The following is an 18,729-nucleotide window of genomic DNA, read 5'->3' on the forward strand; positions in this document are numbered from 1 at the left end:
TATTCATCATAAAAACAACAATCATGACAACACTAGCACGACTGACAATCGCATTTTTACTCGCCTTATTTTTCAATTCATGCGGATTTGATATAAAAATGGGCGACTTCGGCAGCGGAGAAAAAGGAAACGGAATAGTTACCGAACAATCACGCTCGATTACTGACGAGTTTTCGAAAATATCGGCTTCAGAAGGTTTGGAAGTTTATGTGACCCAAGCAAAAGACTTTGAAATCACTGTCGAAGCCGATGAGAACATAATGGACCTTATCGGAACAGATATCAAAGATGGGAAACTTAGAATTCACGCTATTAAAAATATCGGTAGGGCTACCAAAAAAGTATATGTTTCGTTACCCGAGGTCACGGCTTTACGAAGTTCAAGCGGAAGCCATTTGATCACTCAGCATACCATTAATTGCAATGACATTGAAATCGATGCAAGTAGTGGATCCCTATTGAAGGCTGACCTTTTGGCCGATACTATTGAAATTGATGCGAGTAGCGGAGCTAATTTGACCATTTCGGGAGATGCTACAAATGCAGATATAGAGGTAAGCAGCGGTGGTAATATAAATGCCAAAAATTTGGAAACAAAAATTTGCCACGCCGATGCCAGTAGTGGGGGTAATTTAATGATTAATGTTTCCGAATCTTTAGTTGCAGATGCAAGTAGTGGCGGTAATATTTCATATTCGGGAGATGCCTCATTAAAAGGCAAAAAGAATATTTCAGGAAGTATTACTTATCGTGATTAAGTATGATAAAACCTTGGAAATAGAAAATTATTCAATCTTCTCAATTTATAAGAAACACCTGTCACGTTATTAAAATCGTGACAGGTGTTTGCTTCTTCACGAATTTATAAAATTAGCGTCATTCGGTTTTGGAAAGCTTGCAAGTCTTTTGCTATATTCGTGAATATCTTTACATGATGCAGCTACATTTAAAAAAGTACATACTTCCACTAAAACATACCTTTAGAATATCTCGCGAATCCCACGATTTTCAAGACACTTTGATTGTGTGTCTTTCATTAGACGGCCTAACGGGGTATGGCGAAGCAACTTCAAACCCCTATTACCGAATTACGGTTGAAAGCATGACGGCCGAGATTGAAGCCATTCAAAATGAGATAATGAATTTTGAGTTTACCGAACCTGAAATTTTCCACCAATTCTTAGTAGAAAAAGGCTTGACCAATTTTGCCATTTGTGCATTAGATTTGGCAGCGCACGACCTCTACGGTAAACTTTTGAAAAAACCACTGTATAAAATCTGGCACACAAATATTGACAGTTATCCTACCTCAAATTATACCATTGGTATTGACACTATCGAAAATATGGCAGCAAAAATACAAGAAATGCCATGGCCGATTTACAAGATTAAATTGGGTACAAAAGACGATATCGCCATTATTAGAGAACTCAGAAAGCACACCAACGCGATATTCCGTATTGACGCCAACTGCGCTTGGACTACCGAGGAAACCATTCTAAATGCACCGCTCTTAAAAGATATGGGCGTTGAATTTATAGAACAACCACTACCTGCCGATGATTGGGAAGGTATGGAAAAGGTTATGCACAAAAGTGTACTCCCGGTCATAGCCGATGAAAGTTGTATTGTGGAAACCGATGTAGAAAAGTGCGGACTTCATTTTAGCGGTATCAATATAAAACTCACCAAATGTGGGGGCCTGACCCCTGCCCTACGCATGATAAAAAAAGGTAAGGAAATGGGCCTTAAAATTATGGTCGGATGTATGACAGAATCAACTGTTGGGATCTCCGCCATTGCACAACTCTTACCCCAATTGGATTATGTTGATATGGATGGTGCACTCTTACTTTCCAGCGATATTGCCGATGGGGTCAAAATCGAATCCGATGGAAATGTAATCTTTCCTACATTAGGGGGAAGTGGTATAACACTACGATAATGACTTATCATATTGAAGATTTCCCAGGCCATGAACTACTTATAAATGGTGAAAGGCACCTTTATTTTGGAGGAACGGCTTACTTAGGGCTCCAAACAGACGAAGAATTTCAAGGTGTTTTTATTGAGAACGTCAAAAAATACGGCACGAATTACGGGGCTTCCCGAAAATCGAATATCCGGTTGTCCATATATAACCGAGTGGAACAACACCTACGAAACTGGGTGGGCAGCCAAGCCTGTATTACGGTCTCTTCGGGTTATTTAGCCGGTCAACTATTGGCACAAACACTCCGTACAGCAAAACATAAGTTTTTCTATTTTCCGAATACCCATTCGGCATTGACGACCGATGAATCAAATTCTTTTGAATCGTACACTGCACTGCATGCTGCGTTATCAGAGTTCTTGATGATAAACCCGACTATAGCCCCTCTTGTTCTATTAGATTCTATAGATTTTTCAGGGAATAACTATCCTGCTTTTGAAGCACTTCAATCGCTTCCCTTGGATAAAGTTATTTTGGTTGTCGATGATTCCCATGGAATCGGAGTTGTGGGCCAACACGGTAACGGTATTTACCAAGGACTAAAAGATTTAGGAAGCAAAGAATTATTGGTATGTTGTTCTTTGGGGAAGGGTTTAGGTATACAAGCCGGAGCGATATTTGGCACCGAAAAGCGCATTGACCAACTGACCAACACCGCTTTTTTCGGTGGGGCAAGTCCGGCTATGCCAGCCGCCCTTGCCACCATACTGGATGCTCAGGAAATCTATGCAAAAAAAAGGGTGCTACTACAGGAAAACTTAAACCTGTTTGTTGAAAGTTTAAAGTATCCAGAGAAATTCAAATTCATGAAAAACCACCCCGCCTTTAGTTTCTCAGATAGCGGATTGACACATTTTTTAACGAAAAATAAGATTATCGTTACCGATTTCAATTACCCAGATGAGAATGCCCCGACCATGAGCCGAATTGTTTTAAGTGCGGGCCACACCAAAGCTGATATAGCCCATCTTGTACAATGTATTGGGAGGTACTACCGCTAATTTCAAACAGTAATTTATTCAACATCCCAAAAAATACGGTCAAGCAAGGTTACCGTTGGCACATTATTTCCGTTTCTACTTACTTCACTATCAGGATAGGACAATCTTCTGATAAACTGTCCGCTTAAATCCGGATTCAAATTAGCGGGTAAAGTCATATCCTTGTATTGGTAATCGAATCTTCTTGCATCGTTCCAACTCTCAGGATGCAGAAACAATGCGACCCATTTTTCCTTAAATATATCGTCCACCGTAAAGGCCGATTCTCCGATTCCCACACTTGGGCTTGTCAAATATGCATCCATCTCTACCTGAGGTACCTCGAGCATTTCCATATGGGCCTTAATTCCATCTAAATAGGCTTGATATGACCTGGGTTTATCCGTTTCAAAAGCCGCCTCGGCCTCAATAAATTTCTGCTCGCTGTAAGTACCTATTAATATAGGTGACGTAATCGAGGTGTAATATTGGCCTTCAACCAAAGTTGACCTCGCTCCTTGCTCTGGTGCATTTCCTCTACCCGAACCATTTACCGTACCCACAAATGCATCATCGTCAGTAGTGCCTACCATTAACTTAAGCCGTGGATCGACCGATTCAAATGAGGTTCCGTCCAGTGCTTGAATAAATTGCTCGGAAACCCATCCACCAAGCAATAAGTCGGCATTATCCCTAGCCACATCGGCCCATGGATTAATTGATTGTTCGAAAAAAGAAACTTGGGCATTTTCATCATTCGATTGAAATGCCTTATCCAAAACTTCTAACACGGCCGCATCACTGTATCCCGTCAACCCTTTCATGTGTATCATCGTGCGAGCTTTAAGCATATTTCCAAAAGCAATCCACTGGGCAACATCCCCCGAATAGATAAAATCATCATCGCCTAATGAAGCCGTTGTCTCTCCTTGAAGATTTGTGATACCTGCATCCAAATAATTCATAACCACACCATAAAGCTCCTCATCAGCGTCATACTTAGGAGTAACCGTCTCAAAATTAAAGCTCTCCGAAAAGGGCATGTCTCCAAAAACATCAACGCCCATACTAAGGTTTAGGGCCATTAATATTTGGGCCGCTCCTTGATAATGTGCAGCACCTTGCTCTTGTGCCTTGTCAATCAACACAACTAAATCTGTCATAACATTATACAAACTGAACCAGGTGTTATTGTTACTTACGGGCTCCATGGTATCAGAAGCACTTGCGGGGTTTGGCGATGCCAGATATTGAACATAATTAGATGTGATATCTCCTATGCGATATACATTATTGGCCGATTCATACGTGCTATTGATCATTAAACCCGAAATTGGTGCGTCTTCGGGGTTATTCGGATTTTCATTTACGTCTAAATAGGAGTCACATGAAAAGGTCATCAGTACCAATATGACACTCCCTATTTTTGTAATTATATTGCTTAGTTTCATCTGAATTTTTTTATATATTTTAAAAGACAATTTTGCTTTTGAATTGAATGATTAATATCTGTTCAAATACATACAGGTCATTATATTGATCCTGCCCCATACTATAATCCAAAATTTAAGGTCAAGTAATAGCTCTGCGTTCCTGGAAAGCCAAGACCTGTAAACCCAATGGCATTACCTCCTGCTCCTGCTGAAAATGACTCTGGGTCAAAACCATCCCATGGCGAGTATAAGATGATGTTGTTTGCGGCCAAAGAAATCCGTAGCGACGCAAACGGTGTTCTATCAAGTATTCTTTCATCGAGATTATAAGCCAATGAGATACTTCTTAATTTTATATAGCTAGCATCTTTTACAAAGTTTTCCGTTATACCTCTATAGTCATTTCGCCAAAAACCCGCACCGTAATCATTGCCATCGGGTCCTTCCCCTTGACCAAGCCAAACTTGTTGTGTATTAGAAGTTCCATCTTCCAAAACACCATCGAATACCCTAAAATCATTTCTTGCCAGTGTATATTCGTTTTTACCAAAGGCCGATAAGAAATTGTCGAACTGGTTGTACTGTTCCACGTCTGCCCTGAAATCGACCAAAACGCTCAATTCAAAATTCTTGTATCGCAGTTCATTTCTCAGGCCTCCTATCCATTTAGGAACGGCATTCCCCAATATAAGCTGGTTGGCATTACGAGCCGGAAACCCGTCGTCGCCAATGATTAACGGAAGATTGTGTTGTAGAAATATATTATTTTCATCGGCACCAAAACGGGAATAACTCGTACCGTAAAGATTACCATACGCTTCGCCTTCAATCAACTTCATGGTTACTGTACTTCCGGCATAACCGAATTGACTACCTACTACAATTTCGTCTATACCCTCACGAATTGCCTTTACTTCGTTGTTATTCATTGATAAGTTGGCGGTAGCGGTCCATTCAAAATCCTTGTTTTGAACAATATCGCCACCAAGAACAATCTCGATACCACTATTCTCAATTTCGCCGGCATTGGTTATATAGGATGAAAAACCTGTTCCATCAGAAATCGGGACCGGTATAATTTGATCCTCGGCATTCGATTTATAGTAGGTAAGATCTAAATCTAAACGGCCATCGAAAAATGCCAATTGTGTGCCAAATTCTAATGAAGTAGTCAACTCTGGTTTTAAAGAAGGGTCTCCGAAAGTACTATTTCTACTAAAACCTACTTGCCCGTCAAGTGGAAAAACATCGGGCGAAACAAAGGTGGCCCCGAGAACATGTGGGTTTGTATCCTTTCCAACCTGTGCCCAAGACGCTCTAAGTTTACCGAAGGTCAGCCAAGAAGGCGTATTCAAATGTTCGCTAAAAACATAACCCAAATTTACCGAAGGATAAAAAAAGGAGTTGTTATCTTTGGGCAATGTTGAGGAAATATCATTTCTTCCGGTTACGTTAAAGAATAAGTACTCTTTAAAATTTACCATCAAGTCTCCATAAAAGCCCACTAGTCTTCTGATGCTTTTACCCTGATCTGCAAAAATTTGTCTCGTATTATTTAGATTATAAAACTCCGGAATTACAAAATCGGAACCTGTGGCAGTCACACGGTCATATTTCCGCTCAAAAATGTCATTACCCAATCGCAAGGATGTATTCCAATCATCATTGAATTGCTTCTTTAAAGAAATATAGAAGTTCGAGGTAATATCCCTACTGTTTATTCTAGTCTCTTCTATCTCGCCTGTAGAGCTTAAAGGCTGCTCGCCATCAATTCCTTTCGGACCAGGTGTGATTTCCGTTCTGGCATCACTATAAAAATCAGTACCTACACGATATGAAAGGGTCAACCAGTCAGTCGGATTGTAATTCAGATTTAAATTACCTATTATTCGATTTACGTTGTCTACATAAGTACTAAAACGAGCATCATATATCGGATTTGTATTTCCATAAGTTTTCATGGTCCCATCTGTGTTAATGTAGTCCCGTACATCTTGTGTTTCCGCCCAATACATCATTCTTTCCATAAACCGGTCATGGGGCACTCGATTACCCCCAGAATTGGTATAATTTATAGATCCGCTAAAATCAAATTTTTCACTTACCTGAACGGTTCCCGAAAGTTTGGCCGTAGTTCTCGCCCAATCACTAAAAGGAATTATTCCTTTTTGATCGAAGCGCCCAAATGAACCATAGAACGTCGCTTTATCACCTCCACCGGAAATACTTAAACTATGATCGGTCTGAACCCCTGTATTAAATGCCCTGTTCCAATTGTCTTGGTACTTATGCCCCGGAACACTTTCTGCCACCTCTGATATAGGCGCACCCCATGAAGGCCAGAAACTGGTGGGATCATATTCCCCACTAAATCCTTGACCATATTGATCTTGCAATTTCGGCAAGCGATTCAACTCTTCAAAACCGACTGAAGTATTGAGGTTAATGCGCACCTGCCCTTTTTGCCCTTTTTTGGTTGTAATGATGATAGCACCGTTGGCCGCCCTTACTCCGTAAAGCGCGGTGGCCGCTGCCCCTTTTAATACGGACATCGATTCAACATCTGCCGGATTTATATCCGCTGCCCTATTTGAAAGACCGCGTGGGGTATTTGTCGACTCCACTGTGGAATTATCGATTGGCACACCATCAACCACAAAAAGAGGTTGGTTATCCGCCTGCGGGTCTAATGAGTTTATACCTCTTATAATAATTCTGGCACTCTGCCCAGGAGCACCACCAGAATTGGTTATCTGTACTCCGGCAACTTGGCCTTGGAGGGCATTAACTAGATTCGTTTGTTTAGTTTTTGTGATTGCTTCGGCATCTATGCTTTGGGCGGCATAACCCAACGCCTTTTTTTCCTGTGATATACCAAAAGCTGTCACAATGACTTCACTCAACTGTTCCGAGTCTTCCTCGAGTTGAACATTTAAAATCTCATTATTTCCAATAGGAATTTCTTTAGTTTTCATTCCGAGATAAGAAAATCGTAGGACTTCGCCTTCCGTTGCAGAAATAGAATAGTTACCATCAAAATCGGTAGTCGTTCCTGTATTGGACTGCGTTACAACTATTGACACCCCTGGTAACGGTGCATCCATATTATCGGTCACTTTACCACTGATAATTTGTCCGACAAGCGTATAAGAAAATAACAAGGCGAACAATGAAAAAAGTATATTCTTCATAGTAAATTAGAGTTAGTAGTTCATATCTAAAGTCTGTAAAAAAAATCGAAAATCAAACATTTTATGTAAGAAATGTTTGATTTTAAATATCCTTCATTAATCTCACTCCTAGTTCTTAAAAAGACATTTTTTCTTGTTCAAAAATGATTTTTTAACAAAAAAATTCGTAACTTTTGATATATAATCTAATCATTAACTATAAATAAGGCTATTATGAGAAAGTTATCTGTTTTAGTTCTTTTGTTTTTGATTTTAATCTTGACCACCAATTTTACCCTGCCAACAGAAAAGGCATACCATCCGTCAATTGAAGGCACATGGGAATTGATAAATCGGTATAACTATGATGGGGTCAACGTCACGGATACCCTTACACCGGCTACCGGATTCAGTCAAATAAAAATGTTTTACAATGGTAAAGTTATGTGGACACGCTACACCCCGAACCAATCGGTTGAATGGTTCGGCTACGGTACTTATGAAACCACAGATAGTACCCTGACCGAAAGATTGGAATACATGTCAGCATCAATGCGAAGAATTGCAAATGAGCATATGGAATGGCGCATGGAATTACAGTTGGACAGAAACAGATATACTCAAATTTCACTCGATGAAGATGGAGGCCGTATTGCCTCTGAGAATTATAGAAGAATAGATTAATGGTCATCACTTTTTTTAAAATATTTTATTCAATAACACTAAAACACGCGACCATGAAAAAAATACTCGGACTTATTTTCTTATTACTTTTTCTAGTCTCCGCTACGAAATCGAATATAAAAAAAACTGCTTATCACCCATCAATTGAAGGTACTTGGGAACTTGTCGGTTTTTACAATTATATCGATGGTGTCAATGTTTCAGATACCCTACCAACTACACAAGGCTATCGGCAAATAAAAATGTTCTATGACGGAAAGGTGATGTGGACCAGATATGTACCCGCCGATTCGGTTGAATGGTTTGGGTATGGCTCTTACGAAACCACAGATAGTACCCTGACCGAAAGATTGGAATACATGTCGGCTTCTATGCGTAAAATTGCGAACTCAAACATGGAATGGAAAATGGAACTTAAACTGGATGCGCATCGCTTTAGCCAGATTTTTCTTGATGAAGATGGAAACCGTATAAATTCTGAGAATTATAAACGAATCGACTAAAAAGTCACGATTTCAAACAAAAAACGCCGCATTTGCGGCGTTTTTTTGTTGTATGCTATTTTAATTTATGAAGAAGTCACTTCTTCATGTGTTTCAATTGTCGCAAGGTAACGTTCCGCGTCTAATGCAGCCATACAGCCTGTACCAGCTGCGGTTACCGCCTGACGATATTCTTTGTCTTGGGCATCGCCACTCGCAAAAACACCAGGTTTGTTAGTCTTTGTTGACTTTCCTTGAGTAATGAGATATCCTACCTCATCCATATCTAATTGGCCCTTGAAAATATCAGTATTAGGCTTATGGCCAATGGCAACAAAAAGCCCCGTAATAGCGATATCTTCTTTTTCGCCCGTTTGATTATTTACCATACGAAGTCCTTCCACAACTTGATCTCCCAAGACTTCATCAACTTCGGTATTATATCGAATCTCTATGTTTTTCAAGCTGTTCACTCGGTGTTGCATCGCTTTGGACGCCCGCATATAATCTTTACGTATGAGCATGGTCACTTTGTTGCAGATATTGGCTAAATAAGAAGCCTCTTCGGCCGCGGTATCTCCCGCACCCACGATAGCAACGTCTTGACCTTTGTAGAAGAAACCGTCACACACTGCACAAGCCGAGACACCACCACCGCGCAAACGCTGTTCGCTCGGAATATTCAGGTATTTGGCTGTGGCGCCTGTGGAAATAATTATGGTTTCCGCTTCTATCTGTTTGTTATCGTCAATAGTAACTTTATGAATACCGCCAACTTCATTGCTCAATTCTACTGCGGTGGCCATACCAATTCGAACCTCCGTACCGAATCGTTCGGCCTGTTGTTGTAGCTGAACCATCATAGTGGGGCCATCGATTCCTTCAGGATAACCAGGAAAGTTATCCACTTCCGTGGTAGTGGTCAATTGTCCACCAGGCTCCATTCCCGTATAAACCACAGGCTTAAGATCTGCCCTAGCTGCATAAATAGCCGCAGTATATCCTGCAGGACCTGAACCTATAATCAATGTTTTTATTCGTTCTATTTTCTCCGACATAATTCAAGTATTTCAAAAAATTTATACTACAAAAGTAGGTTTTTTAACAAAAACCTTACATTAAAAGTTATCAAAAGTTATGTGTTAGCAAGCCTATTTGATTTATTGGCAGCCTCCCCATTTCACAAACCTTAGCAGTCCTTTATAAGACACACAACCAAACACGGCAATCAAGACATATTTCAAGCTAAAAAATAAAAATTTAAAAAAAACAAAACCATAACCACCCATTCTTCGTAGATATGTATAGAATCACTAACTATGAAAAAAACAAAACTAAACTGTATCGTCATAGACCATTCGCAAATACAGCGGGCCCAACTCGGCAAACTAATCACAGAACACCCTCTTCTAAATCTTACAGCCAGCTACGAGAATGGTCTGGAAGCTCTAGAAAACATAAAAGATGTTCAAATTGATCTTATTTTTCTTGATATTGACATACCACACATAAATGGATTTGAACTACTTGAAACTTTAGAGGAACGTCCTCAAATTATAATTATCAGTAACAACGCCGATCACGCCCTAAAAGCTTTCGACTATGATGTTGCCGATTACCTATTAAAACCAACTGTACCACATCGATTCGATAGTGCTATAGATAAGGCAATCTTCAAATCAGGTGCTGGGGTAAAAAAGCAGAAAGAGAAACACATTTTTGTCAAATGTGACTCAAGAAGCGTAAGGGTAAGGCTCTCTGATATCAAATGGGTAGAAGCCTTGGGAGATTACGTAAAAGTAGTTATGGAAAATAAAAATATGATGGTTCTCTCCTCGATGACTGCCTTTGCAAAACAATTACCTAAGAAAACATTCGTAAGAATTCACAAGTCATATATTGTAAACCTCCAAAAGGTTGAGAATTTCAATAGTTCAACGGTGGCCATTTGCGGCAGAAAAATGCCTTTAAGTCGAAAAAGAAAAATGGAGTTTAGGGAAGCTGTTGGCTTCTATGAATAGAACGAAATAATATCCCCGCTGCGGAACAAATCAAAGAGCGATAAAAAGACCGAATTGCTGATATAGCTATTTATCAGATGATTTCTATCGCACCATGGTGCCTGCACTGGGACGCACCGTAAAAGCTTCCAATGCTATATTGAACCTGCTTTTATAAGCGGTACTAGCCTGTTGAATAAAATCATCCACGGCATCCTTATGGACAATATTCAGGGTACAACCGCCAAATCCACCACCAGTTTGGCGTGCGCCTAAAACAGCAGGAAAATCCTTTGAAAAATCAACCAAGAAATCAGATTCCGGACAACTTACTTCATATAATTTACTGATGCCTTCATGGGCCTCATATAAAAGCGCACCAACGCGGTTTAAATCATTTTTCTTAAGTGCTTCCGCCATTAACAGAACTCTTTCGTTTTCGGAGATTATGAACGAACAGCGGTCGAACACCACATCACTCATCTCGTGCTTTACTGCCTCGAGCATGTCTCTAGTTGCGTCCCGCAGGGAATCAACTTCCGGATATTTATTCTTAATTATGGCAACCCCTTCCTCACATTCCTGCTTTCGTACATTGTATTCACTTGTTGCTAGGTTATGTGATACTTTGGTATTGAGCATGACCATTTGATAAGGCTCAAATGCAATTGGTATTTGACTATGCTCCAACGATTTACAATCGAGTAAAATAACATGCCCCGTTTGGCTCATTACAGACGCAAATTGGTCCATAATGCCACATTGTGTTCCGACATAGGTGTGTTCGGCTGTTTGCGACAATTGTACAATATCCATTTTTGTAAGACCAAGGTCGAACAGTTCGTTAAGACCAAAAGCAAGTCCACATTCCAATGCAGCCGACGAGCTCAGGCCAGATCCCTGCGGAAGATTACTTTCCAACGTACAATCAAAACCTATTACTCCGTCGGTTCGTTTTGAAATTTCGTTGAGTACCCCGAGAATATAATTCTCCCACTCTACCGAACTCCTTGCTATAGTTCTCAGGTCAATTTTGAAACCCGTATCGAAGTCCGTACTGTAAATATTACATTCGGTTTCCGAACCATTTTTTTGAAGCCTGAAAATAATCTTCTTTTCAATAGCAGTAGGTAAGACATACCCTAAATTGTAATCCGTATGTTCGCCAATAAGATTGATTCTACCTGGGGATTCAATAATGAGTTGTGGATCGAATTTTTCTAAAAACTTCATTAGGTCGGTTTGGTTTATTTCTTTTCGTTCTTTGCCATAGCTACGGATGCTACCGTTCTAAAACCTAAATGCTCCAAAGAGGAATCTAAGCTCGTTGCCATTCGGGAAGATATTCTATAGCTTGCACAGTAGGAAGCGTTACAAAGAAACGAACCTCCTTTCATTATCTTTTCCTTCGCATATGGATCTCGCTCATTAAAAGGAGCGGTCGCCCCTTGCGGGTTTTTGGCAATTGTATTTGCCGAAAACACTTCATTGTAGAAATTAGTATTGTACCAATCGGTAGTCCATTCCCAAACATTTCCAGCCATATCATAAAGTCCCTTACTATTGGGAGGATATGATTTTACCGGGGCACGGTCCTCATAGCCATCTGTTTTTGTATTGGTTACAGGAAATTCCCCCTCCCAAGTATTCGCTTTCTTTTCAAGGCCCGAGGCATCGTTCCCCCAAAAATAAATGGAATTATCTTCATCACCTTGAGCAGCAAGTTCCCATTCGGCTTCGGTGGGCAATCTACGACCGGCCCATTCACAATAAGCCAAGGCATCTTCGTAGGCAATATGTACTACAGGGTAATCATCTTTACCTTTTATAGAACTTTTAGGACCATTTGGGTGTCGCCAATTAGCGCCTATAGTCCAACTCCACCATTGTGAGAAATCATATAAATTTGGAACACTACTCTTTGCCTTTTTAAAAGTCAAGGAACCAGGTTGCATGATGGAATCATGTGGTTTCGGGGTACCTTCAGGAAGTTGCTTCTTCATTTCTTCCCAATCAATGGCGCGCTCTGCAATGGTAACATAACCAGTTTCATCGACAAACTTCTTGAATTGACCGTTGGTCACCTCAGTAACATCCATAAAGAAACCATCAACGGCTACTTTATGGGCGGGTTTTTCATGGTCCATCGCCATTTTATCTTGATCTACCGCTCCTTGCATAAAAGTCGCACCAGGAATCCAAACCATACCTTCAGGTGCTTTGACGTCTTCGGGTTGCTCTTTTATAACTTCAATATTTTGAGGAGCCGCAACCTTTGCAACTTCGGCTTTTGCCTCTTTTTGCACAGCTTGATTATCCATTTTTTCGTTGTTTTTACAGCTTGTAAAGCCAATTAAAACAATTAGTATAATTAGAATTGTACTACTATTTCGCATCATAGGATTAAAAAATTTGATGGGTAAAGATACGGTCTATTTGTTAGTTAGCAGACCGTTTTTAATCAAAGGAATCTTAAAACCTTCCAATTCGGGGGCCTCACGCTCCCGACTAAAAATTTCAGCAGCCTTTTTAATTACCTCTGGATGTGCATCTGCTACATTGGTTGTTTCGGTCGGATCATCCTTTAGGTTATAAAGCTCCAGAGTCGGCTTCTCCTTACTTTTCAAATTTCTGCGTAACACTTTCCAATCTCCCATTCGAATGGCAACTTGACCTCCACTACTAGGGAATTCCCAATACATAAATTCATGTTCTTGCTGATTATCTTGTGACAACAATGTGGGTAGCAGACTAAGACCATCTGTATTTTCGGGAGTTTCGTACCCGGCAATATCAGCAAAGGTTGCCATCATATCGTAATGTGCCGAAACATGGTCGCTTTTGCTACCAGGGTTTATTTTCCCAGGCCACGAAGCGATCATGGGTACACGAATACCTCCTTCGTATAAAAACCCTTTTCCGCGACCCTTTTTTCCTTGAAAGGGTTTAGCGCTATCGAAAAATTCGGAATCGGACCCACCATTAAAAGTCGGACCGTTATCTGATGTAAATACAATCAAGGTATTATCATAAATACCAAGGTCTTTGAGCTGCTTTACTAATTTTCCGATATTCTCATCCAAATAGGAAACCATTGCGGCATAGGCAGCATGCGGATTCTTATGTGGAAAATAACCTCTGTCTCCCAAATAAGGTTCCTCATCACCAAACTTTTCGATGTAATAATCTACCCATCTTTTTGGAGCTTGAAGTGCCACATGCGGAATGGGGCTGGCCCAATACATAAAAAATGGTCGGTTTTTGTTTTCTTCCACGAAATCGGTCATCCCTTGGAACATTATATCCGGAGAATATTCGTTCAGCGTAAAATCGGAATAACTTTCTGAATCTTTTGGGTCGGCACCCTTTGGTAATTTGGTATTCGGTGCAACCGTATCATTGGCTAAATGTAGGCGGTTTCTATTCTTGTATAAAAAGAGCGGATAGTAGGTATGTGCCTGACGCTGACAATTGTATCCAAGGAAAAAATCAAAACCCATTTCATTGGGTATCGATTGGGTATTGGGTGCTCCCAATCCCCATTTGCCGATCATGCCCGTGGCATAACCAGTTTCCTTAAGCTTGGCGGCAAGAGTCACCGTGCCTTCCGGCATTGGTCGCTGCCCCTCTAACACAGAATCTTTCGCCATGGCCTTGTAATCCCATACATCACCACGTTCGCCCCATTCAGAATTACCGCGAACATAGGCATGACCTGCGTGCTTACCGGTCATCAACATATATCTTGCAGGAGCACAAACGGGAGCACTACTATAGTGTTGGGTGAACAGCATACCGTTTTTGGCCAAAGCATCGATATTAGGTGTTTCGATTTTATCTTGGCCATAAGCCCCAACTTCTGCATAGCCTAGATCATCGGCCAAAATATAGATGATGTTAGGTTTCGTCGATTTTTCAGTCGTTTGTTTGTTTTCTGGATTGTCTTTACAGGAAAAAAAGAATGTCCCTACGGCTAGTAGGGACATTAAATGCTTGCTATTAAACATATATAAAATGTGAATTCAAATAAATATTCTAATTATAAGGGCGAACGTTATACCACCACTGTTTTCCCTGGCGTAGGAATTGCATAGGTACCATCTGCCAAAGGTTGAACTGGCGCAGGAGAATCCCAAGTCATATTATCGGGCACCAAAAGCAAATCAGAATTCAAAGCTTCGTCCCATTTTATAACCTTCCCAGAATAGGTGGCCATTCTACCCATTATTGCGGTTAAGGTACTTTTGGCCCCATTTTCCGCATTGGAAATAACACCTCCATTTCGAATCGATTCGAACAATTTAACATGTTCTACTTCGTACGGATTCGGATCATCTTTTCCTCTATGTTCAAATAATGTATTTCCGTTCCAATCTTTCAATTCTGCGGTATCTCCTTTTGTAGAAACCGTTCCTTTGGTACCTTGGAAAAATTCGGCCACCTTGCTCATCGTTTCCGGCTGATGGCGACATTGACTTGCGACTACCGCACCGCTCGGATACGTATATTCTACAAAATGATGATCAAAAATTTCACCATGATCTTTTCCAGTACGAACTTGTCTACCGCCCATACCCTGAGCAGAGATTGGGTATTCGCCTATAAACCAGTTTGCTACATCGATATTATGGATATGCTGCTCAAGAATATGATCCCCACATAACCAATTAAAGTAATACCAATTACGCATTTGGTACTCAAGCTCGGTTTGTTGTGGTTGTCTTTCACGTACCCAAACACCTCTGCTGTTCCAATATACCTGACCCGAAACAATCTTACCAATCTTGTCTTGTTTCAATTGCTCTAGCGCAGCCAAGTAGCTATCTTGATAATGACGTTGCAGCCCAACGACCACATTCAATTTGTTTTCTTTAGCCTTTTTTCCAGCTGCCAATACCCTTCGTATACCGGGAACATCTGTCGCAACAGGCTTTTCCATAAAAACATGTTTCCCGTTATTTATGGCATACTCAAAATGCTGGGGTCTAAACCCTGGAGGTGTGGCCAAGATGACAACATCTGCCAAGTCTATAGCTTTTTCGGCGGCATCGAAACCTACAAACTGATGTTCTTCTTTTACGTTTATTTTCTTGGTTTCGCCCATTGCCTTGGCGATATTGGTCAAACTTGATTTCAATCTGTCTTCAAAGGCATCGGCCATTGCAACCAGTTCTACATTATCATCGGCCTTGAGAGCTTGAACAACTGCTCCTGTTCCGCGACCCCCACAACCAACTACGGCAAGTTTAAGCTTCTTATCGTTAAATACATTTACCATGGCACCCATTTGAAATGTCGGAAGCACCATAGCTCCTGAAAGCAAGGCTGTACTCTTGACAAAATTCCTTCTTGAATTTTCAGACACACCTGTGCCCTTCTTGTTATTCTTCATTTTTTCCATTGTTATTGAATTTATATCTGTTCGGTTCTAAACCATATTGTGTAGCGCCCGTGAATATAAAAAGAATATTCCTCTTTTCTTGCCGGCACTGCATATTTTTGACCTTTTAACAGTCATATCATGTATTAAAAATCAAATACCATGCGATTTTCACATAACACATTGTGCGGCACCTTTACTTACCAAAATTATATTTTTCTCCTTTTTTTAGAGTTATCTGCGACTCCTTTCCGTCATACACCACCGTGACATTTTGTGCTTTTGGGGAATGTATATCGGCGAACAACAATTCACCGTCCTGCCACTCCATATCAATGGTAAGTCCACCTTTGGCCTTTAAACCTGATATCTTTCCGGTGGGCCATTCTTTTGGAAGCGCAGGAAGTAAATGAACAATTCCTTCCCTGCTTTGCAACAACATTTCGGCTATGCCTGCCGTGGTGCCAAAATTGGCATCCATCTGAAAAGGGGGATGTAAACCGAACAGATTGGGCGAAGTACTTTTCGACAATACCGTTTCCAAACTGCTTTTCGCTTTCTCCGCTTCTTGCAACCGCGCATATTGATTGATTAACCAAGCTGCACTCCACCCCGTGTGTCCCCCGCCATTCTCGATGCGATAATCCAATGATTTTTTTGCCGCGATAGCTAGCTTCGGTGTTTCCCTTAAACTAATTTGGCTCCCTGGATGTAAGGCAAAAAGATGTGAAATATGGCGATGGCCCGGTTCAACTTCAGGAAATTCTTCGGCCCATTCCATCAACCTACCATCGGAACTGATTTGAGGTCCGGCTAATTTATTAAGAGACTCCTCCACTTTAGCCGTAAAACTATTTTTAATACCCAACTCTTTTGAAGCTTTCAGAAAATCGGTGAATAATTGCCAAATAACTTGTTGATCGTGGGCTGGCCCCATACTGATTTGGCTCTTGCTTCCATCAGGTGCGATAAATGTGTTTTCAGGGGATACGGCCGGACCGGAAACCAATTGCCCCGTTTTCGGATCTTTCACCAGCCAATCCATATAGAATTTTGTCGATCCCTCAAGGACAGGATACATTTGCTCCAAGAAATTTTTATCGTTCGAATAGGAATAATGCTCTAAGATATGTGCACAGATCCATGCACCGGCCCCAGTATGCATTCCCCAACTGGCAGCCTCCCCTGGAGATGTATAACCCCATGTATTAGTTATAGGATGCACAACCCAACCCTTGTGGTGATATTGCACTTGCGCCGTTTTTTCTCCCGGCTCTACCAAAGATCCGATCAGGTCAAAGAGCGGCAAATGCATTTCGGATAAATTGGTCACCTCAGCAGGCCAATAATTCATTTCAACATTTACATCGGTATGATAGTCCCCGTTCCAAGGTGTTTGAATCTTATTCGCCCAAATACCCTGTAAATTGGCCGGTAGCGTACCCGGACGCGATGATGAGATAAGCAAATACCGCCCGTATTGAAAGAACAACTCTTCTAAATGGGAATCGTTTTTGGTCTGTTTGTAATTTTTCAACCGTACATCGGTGGGAATCGGGTCGAAGCTGTTGGGTGTAATATCAAAATGGACTCGTTGGTAATACGATTGGTATTCCTTAATGTGATTGCCCAACAATTGCTGATATGTCTTTTTCGTAGCATTCGTCAAGCTATTGACCGTTAGTCTTTTATAATCCCGACCCGTATATTCAGGATATTTCAACATATAATCTGTAGAGGCCGAAAGAATAAGCGTGACCTCATCAGCATCTTGGACTTCGATTTGTCCATTTACGTACTTTACGTTTCCATTTTTAGTGAGTGCTTTCAAACGCGCCATATACTCCAATCCCTCACCTCCTTTACCATCGGATAGTGCTCCCGACATTATCAACTGATTATCTTCAACAGCAACTTTATAGCGCTCAGGCCGGCTCATCGTGCTTGTAAACGAAATTGCACCTGGTCGGTCGGCCGTAAAACGAGCTACCATTACCTGATCGGGATAGCTTGTAAATATCTCCCTCGTATAGTTTATGCCATTCTGAGTATAGCGAACACGAACCACGGCATCTTCAAGATCTAGTTCCTTATGATAATTCTCATAAGGATCTTGTTTTCCGTTGTCGATCCATAAATCACCCAAGGTTTGGAAACATCCAAAGGGCACTTCCGCCCCGTTTCCATGGCCCGAACCTTCACCTTTGCAAACTTGTGTGCTATTTGTAAGTTCGGTGGCTTCCTTATACTTACCTTCAAATAGCAACTGTCTAATTTTGTCTTGAGCGGCATAGGCTTCGGGATTGTCGTTGTCGTCAGGGCTACCGGACCACATACTCTCTTCGTTCAATTGAATACGTTCGCGGTTGACATCCCCATAAACCATAACTCCTAAAGAACCATTGCCCAACGGTAGAGACTTAAGCCATTCGGGATCGTCTTTCCAGCCATTTGGTGAATCTTGAACAGATGCATCCGCAGGGGCGTCATACCACAATTTAAGGTGTTCGGCATCATCCTGCCCCCTAATCCCAAAACTGGAAAACAAAATAAGGGCAGTAATAAAAAATTTCTGTTGTCGGTATCTTTTCATTTTATTAGAATTTA

Annotated in this window: 14 protein-coding genes; 6 read left to right on the forward strand and 8 right to left on the reverse strand. The window is 41.0% G+C overall.

Translation table 11 applies throughout. The features are described from left to right. Positions 1 to 23 precede the first annotated feature (23 nt). The 3 genes from BLS33_RS09825 (at position 24) to BLS33_RS09835 (ending at position 2,994) form a co-directional block, all read left to right on the forward strand. Complete coding sequence (locus BLS33_RS09825; protein ID WP_089888010.1) at positions 24 to 758, forward strand: head GIN domain-containing protein; 735 nt, start codon at positions 24 to 26, stop codon at positions 756 to 758. Between the two features lie 176 nt (positions 759 to 934). Next, positions 935 to 1,945 carry a dipeptide epimerase gene (locus tag BLS33_RS09830; protein ID WP_089888199.1) on the forward strand — a complete coding sequence of 337 codons (1,011 nt, stop codon included), beginning with the start codon at positions 935 to 937 and terminating at the stop codon, positions 1,943 to 1,945. After that, on the forward strand, positions 1,945 to 2,994 hold the full coding sequence (locus BLS33_RS09835; protein ID WP_089888013.1) for an aminotransferase class I/II-fold pyridoxal phosphate-dependent enzyme: 1,050 nt from the start codon (positions 1,945 to 1,947) through the stop codon (positions 2,992 to 2,994). Before BLS33_RS09830 ends, BLS33_RS09835 begins: the two co-directional genes overlap by 1 nt. A gap of 14 nt (positions 2,995 to 3,008) precedes the next feature. Here the strand turns inward: BLS33_RS09835 and BLS33_RS09840 are convergent, their stop codons facing one another. Together BLS33_RS09840 and BLS33_RS09845 are read right to left on the reverse strand one after the other, a co-directional pair. Next, positions 3,009 to 4,424, reverse strand: coding sequence for a SusD/RagB family nutrient-binding outer membrane lipoprotein (locus BLS33_RS09840; RefSeq protein WP_089888015.1), 1,416 nt, complete (start codon positions 4,422 to 4,424; stop codon positions 3,009 to 3,011). Between the two features lie 101 nt (positions 4,425 to 4,525). Next, entirely contained in the window at positions 4,526 to 7,597 is a 3,072-nt protein-coding gene (locus BLS33_RS09845; RefSeq protein ID WP_089888017.1) for a SusC/RagA family TonB-linked outer membrane protein, read from the reverse strand. Between the two features lie 213 nt (positions 7,598 to 7,810). Between BLS33_RS09845 and BLS33_RS09850 the strand changes: the two genes are divergently transcribed. Both BLS33_RS09850 and BLS33_RS09855 read left to right on the forward strand, forming a co-directional pair. After that, complete coding sequence (locus BLS33_RS09850) at positions 7,811 to 8,260, forward strand: hypothetical protein (protein ID WP_089888019.1); 450 nt, start codon at positions 7,811 to 7,813, stop codon at positions 8,258 to 8,260. A gap of 53 nt (positions 8,261 to 8,313) precedes the next feature. Continuing rightward, positions 8,314 to 8,763 (forward strand): hypothetical protein, encoded by a 450-nt coding sequence (locus tag BLS33_RS09855; RefSeq protein ID WP_089888201.1) that lies wholly within the window; start codon positions 8,314 to 8,316, stop codon positions 8,761 to 8,763. A gap of 65 nt (positions 8,764 to 8,828) precedes the next feature. On the opposite strand, the gene trxB is transcribed toward BLS33_RS09855, so the two are convergent. Further along, positions 8,829 to 9,800, reverse strand: a complete 972-nt coding sequence (gene trxB / locus BLS33_RS09860) for a thioredoxin-disulfide reductase (protein WP_089888022.1) — start codon at positions 9,798 to 9,800, stop codon at positions 8,829 to 8,831. 261 nt (positions 9,801 to 10,061) lie between these two features. Between trxB and BLS33_RS09865 the strand changes: the two genes are divergently transcribed. After that, a complete protein-coding gene (locus BLS33_RS09865) occupies positions 10,062 to 10,763 on the forward strand; it encodes a LytR/AlgR family response regulator transcription factor (protein ID WP_089888024.1) in 702 nt (233 codons plus the stop codon). 84 nt (positions 10,764 to 10,847) lie between these two features. On the opposite strand, the gene galK is transcribed toward BLS33_RS09865, so the two are convergent. The 5 genes from galK to BLS33_RS09890 form a co-directional block, all read right to left on the reverse strand. Next, on the reverse strand, positions 10,848 to 11,975 hold the full coding sequence (gene galK / locus BLS33_RS09870; RefSeq protein WP_089888027.1) for a galactokinase: 1,128 nt from the start codon (positions 11,973 to 11,975) through the stop codon (positions 10,848 to 10,850). Positions 11,976 to 11,989: 14 nt separating this feature from the next. Further along, complete coding sequence (locus BLS33_RS09875; protein WP_245731357.1) at positions 11,990 to 13,063, reverse strand: formylglycine-generating enzyme family protein; 1,074 nt, start codon at positions 13,061 to 13,063, stop codon at positions 11,990 to 11,992. A 111-nt stretch (positions 13,064 to 13,174) separates the two neighbouring features. Next, positions 13,175 to 14,728 (reverse strand): arylsulfatase, encoded by a 1,554-nt coding sequence (locus tag BLS33_RS09880; protein WP_245731359.1) that lies wholly within the window; start codon positions 14,726 to 14,728, stop codon positions 13,175 to 13,177. A 68-nt stretch (positions 14,729 to 14,796) separates the two neighbouring features. Next, a complete protein-coding gene (locus BLS33_RS09885; RefSeq protein ID WP_089888203.1) occupies positions 14,797 to 16,134 on the reverse strand; it encodes a Gfo/Idh/MocA family protein in 1,338 nt (445 codons plus the stop codon). A 184-nt stretch (positions 16,135 to 16,318) separates the two neighbouring features. Continuing rightward, positions 16,319 to 18,715: a glycoside hydrolase family 95 protein gene (locus BLS33_RS09890; RefSeq protein WP_089888033.1), complete on the reverse strand. Its 2,397-nt coding sequence runs from the start codon at positions 18,713 to 18,715 to the stop codon at positions 16,319 to 16,321. Positions 18,716 to 18,729 lie beyond the last annotated feature (14 nt).

Origin of the sequence: Kriegella aquimaris, assembly GCF_900103215.1 — a bacterium.
Taxonomy (GTDB): domain Bacteria; phylum Bacteroidota; class Bacteroidia; order Flavobacteriales; family Flavobacteriaceae; genus Kriegella; species Kriegella aquimaris.

Excerpts from the sequence above, each read along its gene's own strand:
- BLS33_RS09890 (WP_089888033.1), bottom strand. The coding sequence starts at position 18,715 with ATGAAAAGATACCGACAACAGAAATTTTTTATTACTGCCCTTATTTTG.
- BLS33_RS09840 (WP_089888015.1), bottom strand. The coding sequence starts at position 4,424 with ATGAAACTAAGCAATATAATTACAAAAATAGGGAGTGTCATATTGGTA.
- BLS33_RS09825 (WP_089888010.1), top strand. The coding sequence starts at position 24 with ATGACAACACTAGCACGACTGACAATCGCATTTTTACTCGCCTTATTT.
- BLS33_RS09845 (WP_089888017.1), bottom strand. The coding sequence starts at position 7,597 with ATGAAGAATATACTTTTTTCATTGTTCGCCTTGTTATTTTCTTATACG.
- BLS33_RS09885 (WP_089888203.1), bottom strand. The coding sequence starts at position 16,134 with ATGAAGAATAACAAGAAGGGCACAGGTGTGTCTGAAAATTCAAGAAGG.
- BLS33_RS09830 (WP_089888199.1), top strand. The coding sequence starts at position 935 with ATGCAGCTACATTTAAAAAAGTACATACTTCCACTAAAACATACCTTT.
- BLS33_RS09880 (WP_245731359.1), bottom strand. The coding sequence starts at position 14,728 with ATGTCCCTACTAGCCGTAGGGACATTCTTTTTTTCCTGTAAAGACAAT.
- BLS33_RS09875 (WP_245731357.1), bottom strand. The coding sequence starts at position 13,063 with ATGGATAATCAAGCTGTGCAAAAAGAGGCAAAAGCCGAAGTTGCAAAG.
- galK (WP_089888027.1), bottom strand. The coding sequence starts at position 11,975 with ATGAAGTTTTTAGAAAAATTCGATCCACAACTCATTATTGAATCCCCA.
- BLS33_RS09855 (WP_089888201.1), top strand. The coding sequence starts at position 8,314 with ATGAAAAAAATACTCGGACTTATTTTCTTATTACTTTTTCTAGTCTCC.
- BLS33_RS09850 (WP_089888019.1), top strand. The coding sequence starts at position 7,811 with ATGAGAAAGTTATCTGTTTTAGTTCTTTTGTTTTTGATTTTAATCTTG.
- trxB (WP_089888022.1), bottom strand. The coding sequence starts at position 9,800 with ATGTCGGAGAAAATAGAACGAATAAAAACATTGATTATAGGTTCAGGT.
- BLS33_RS09835 (WP_089888013.1), top strand. The coding sequence starts at position 1,945 with ATGACTTATCATATTGAAGATTTCCCAGGCCATGAACTACTTATAAAT.
- BLS33_RS09865 (WP_089888024.1), top strand. The coding sequence starts at position 10,062 with ATGAAAAAAACAAAACTAAACTGTATCGTCATAGACCATTCGCAAATA.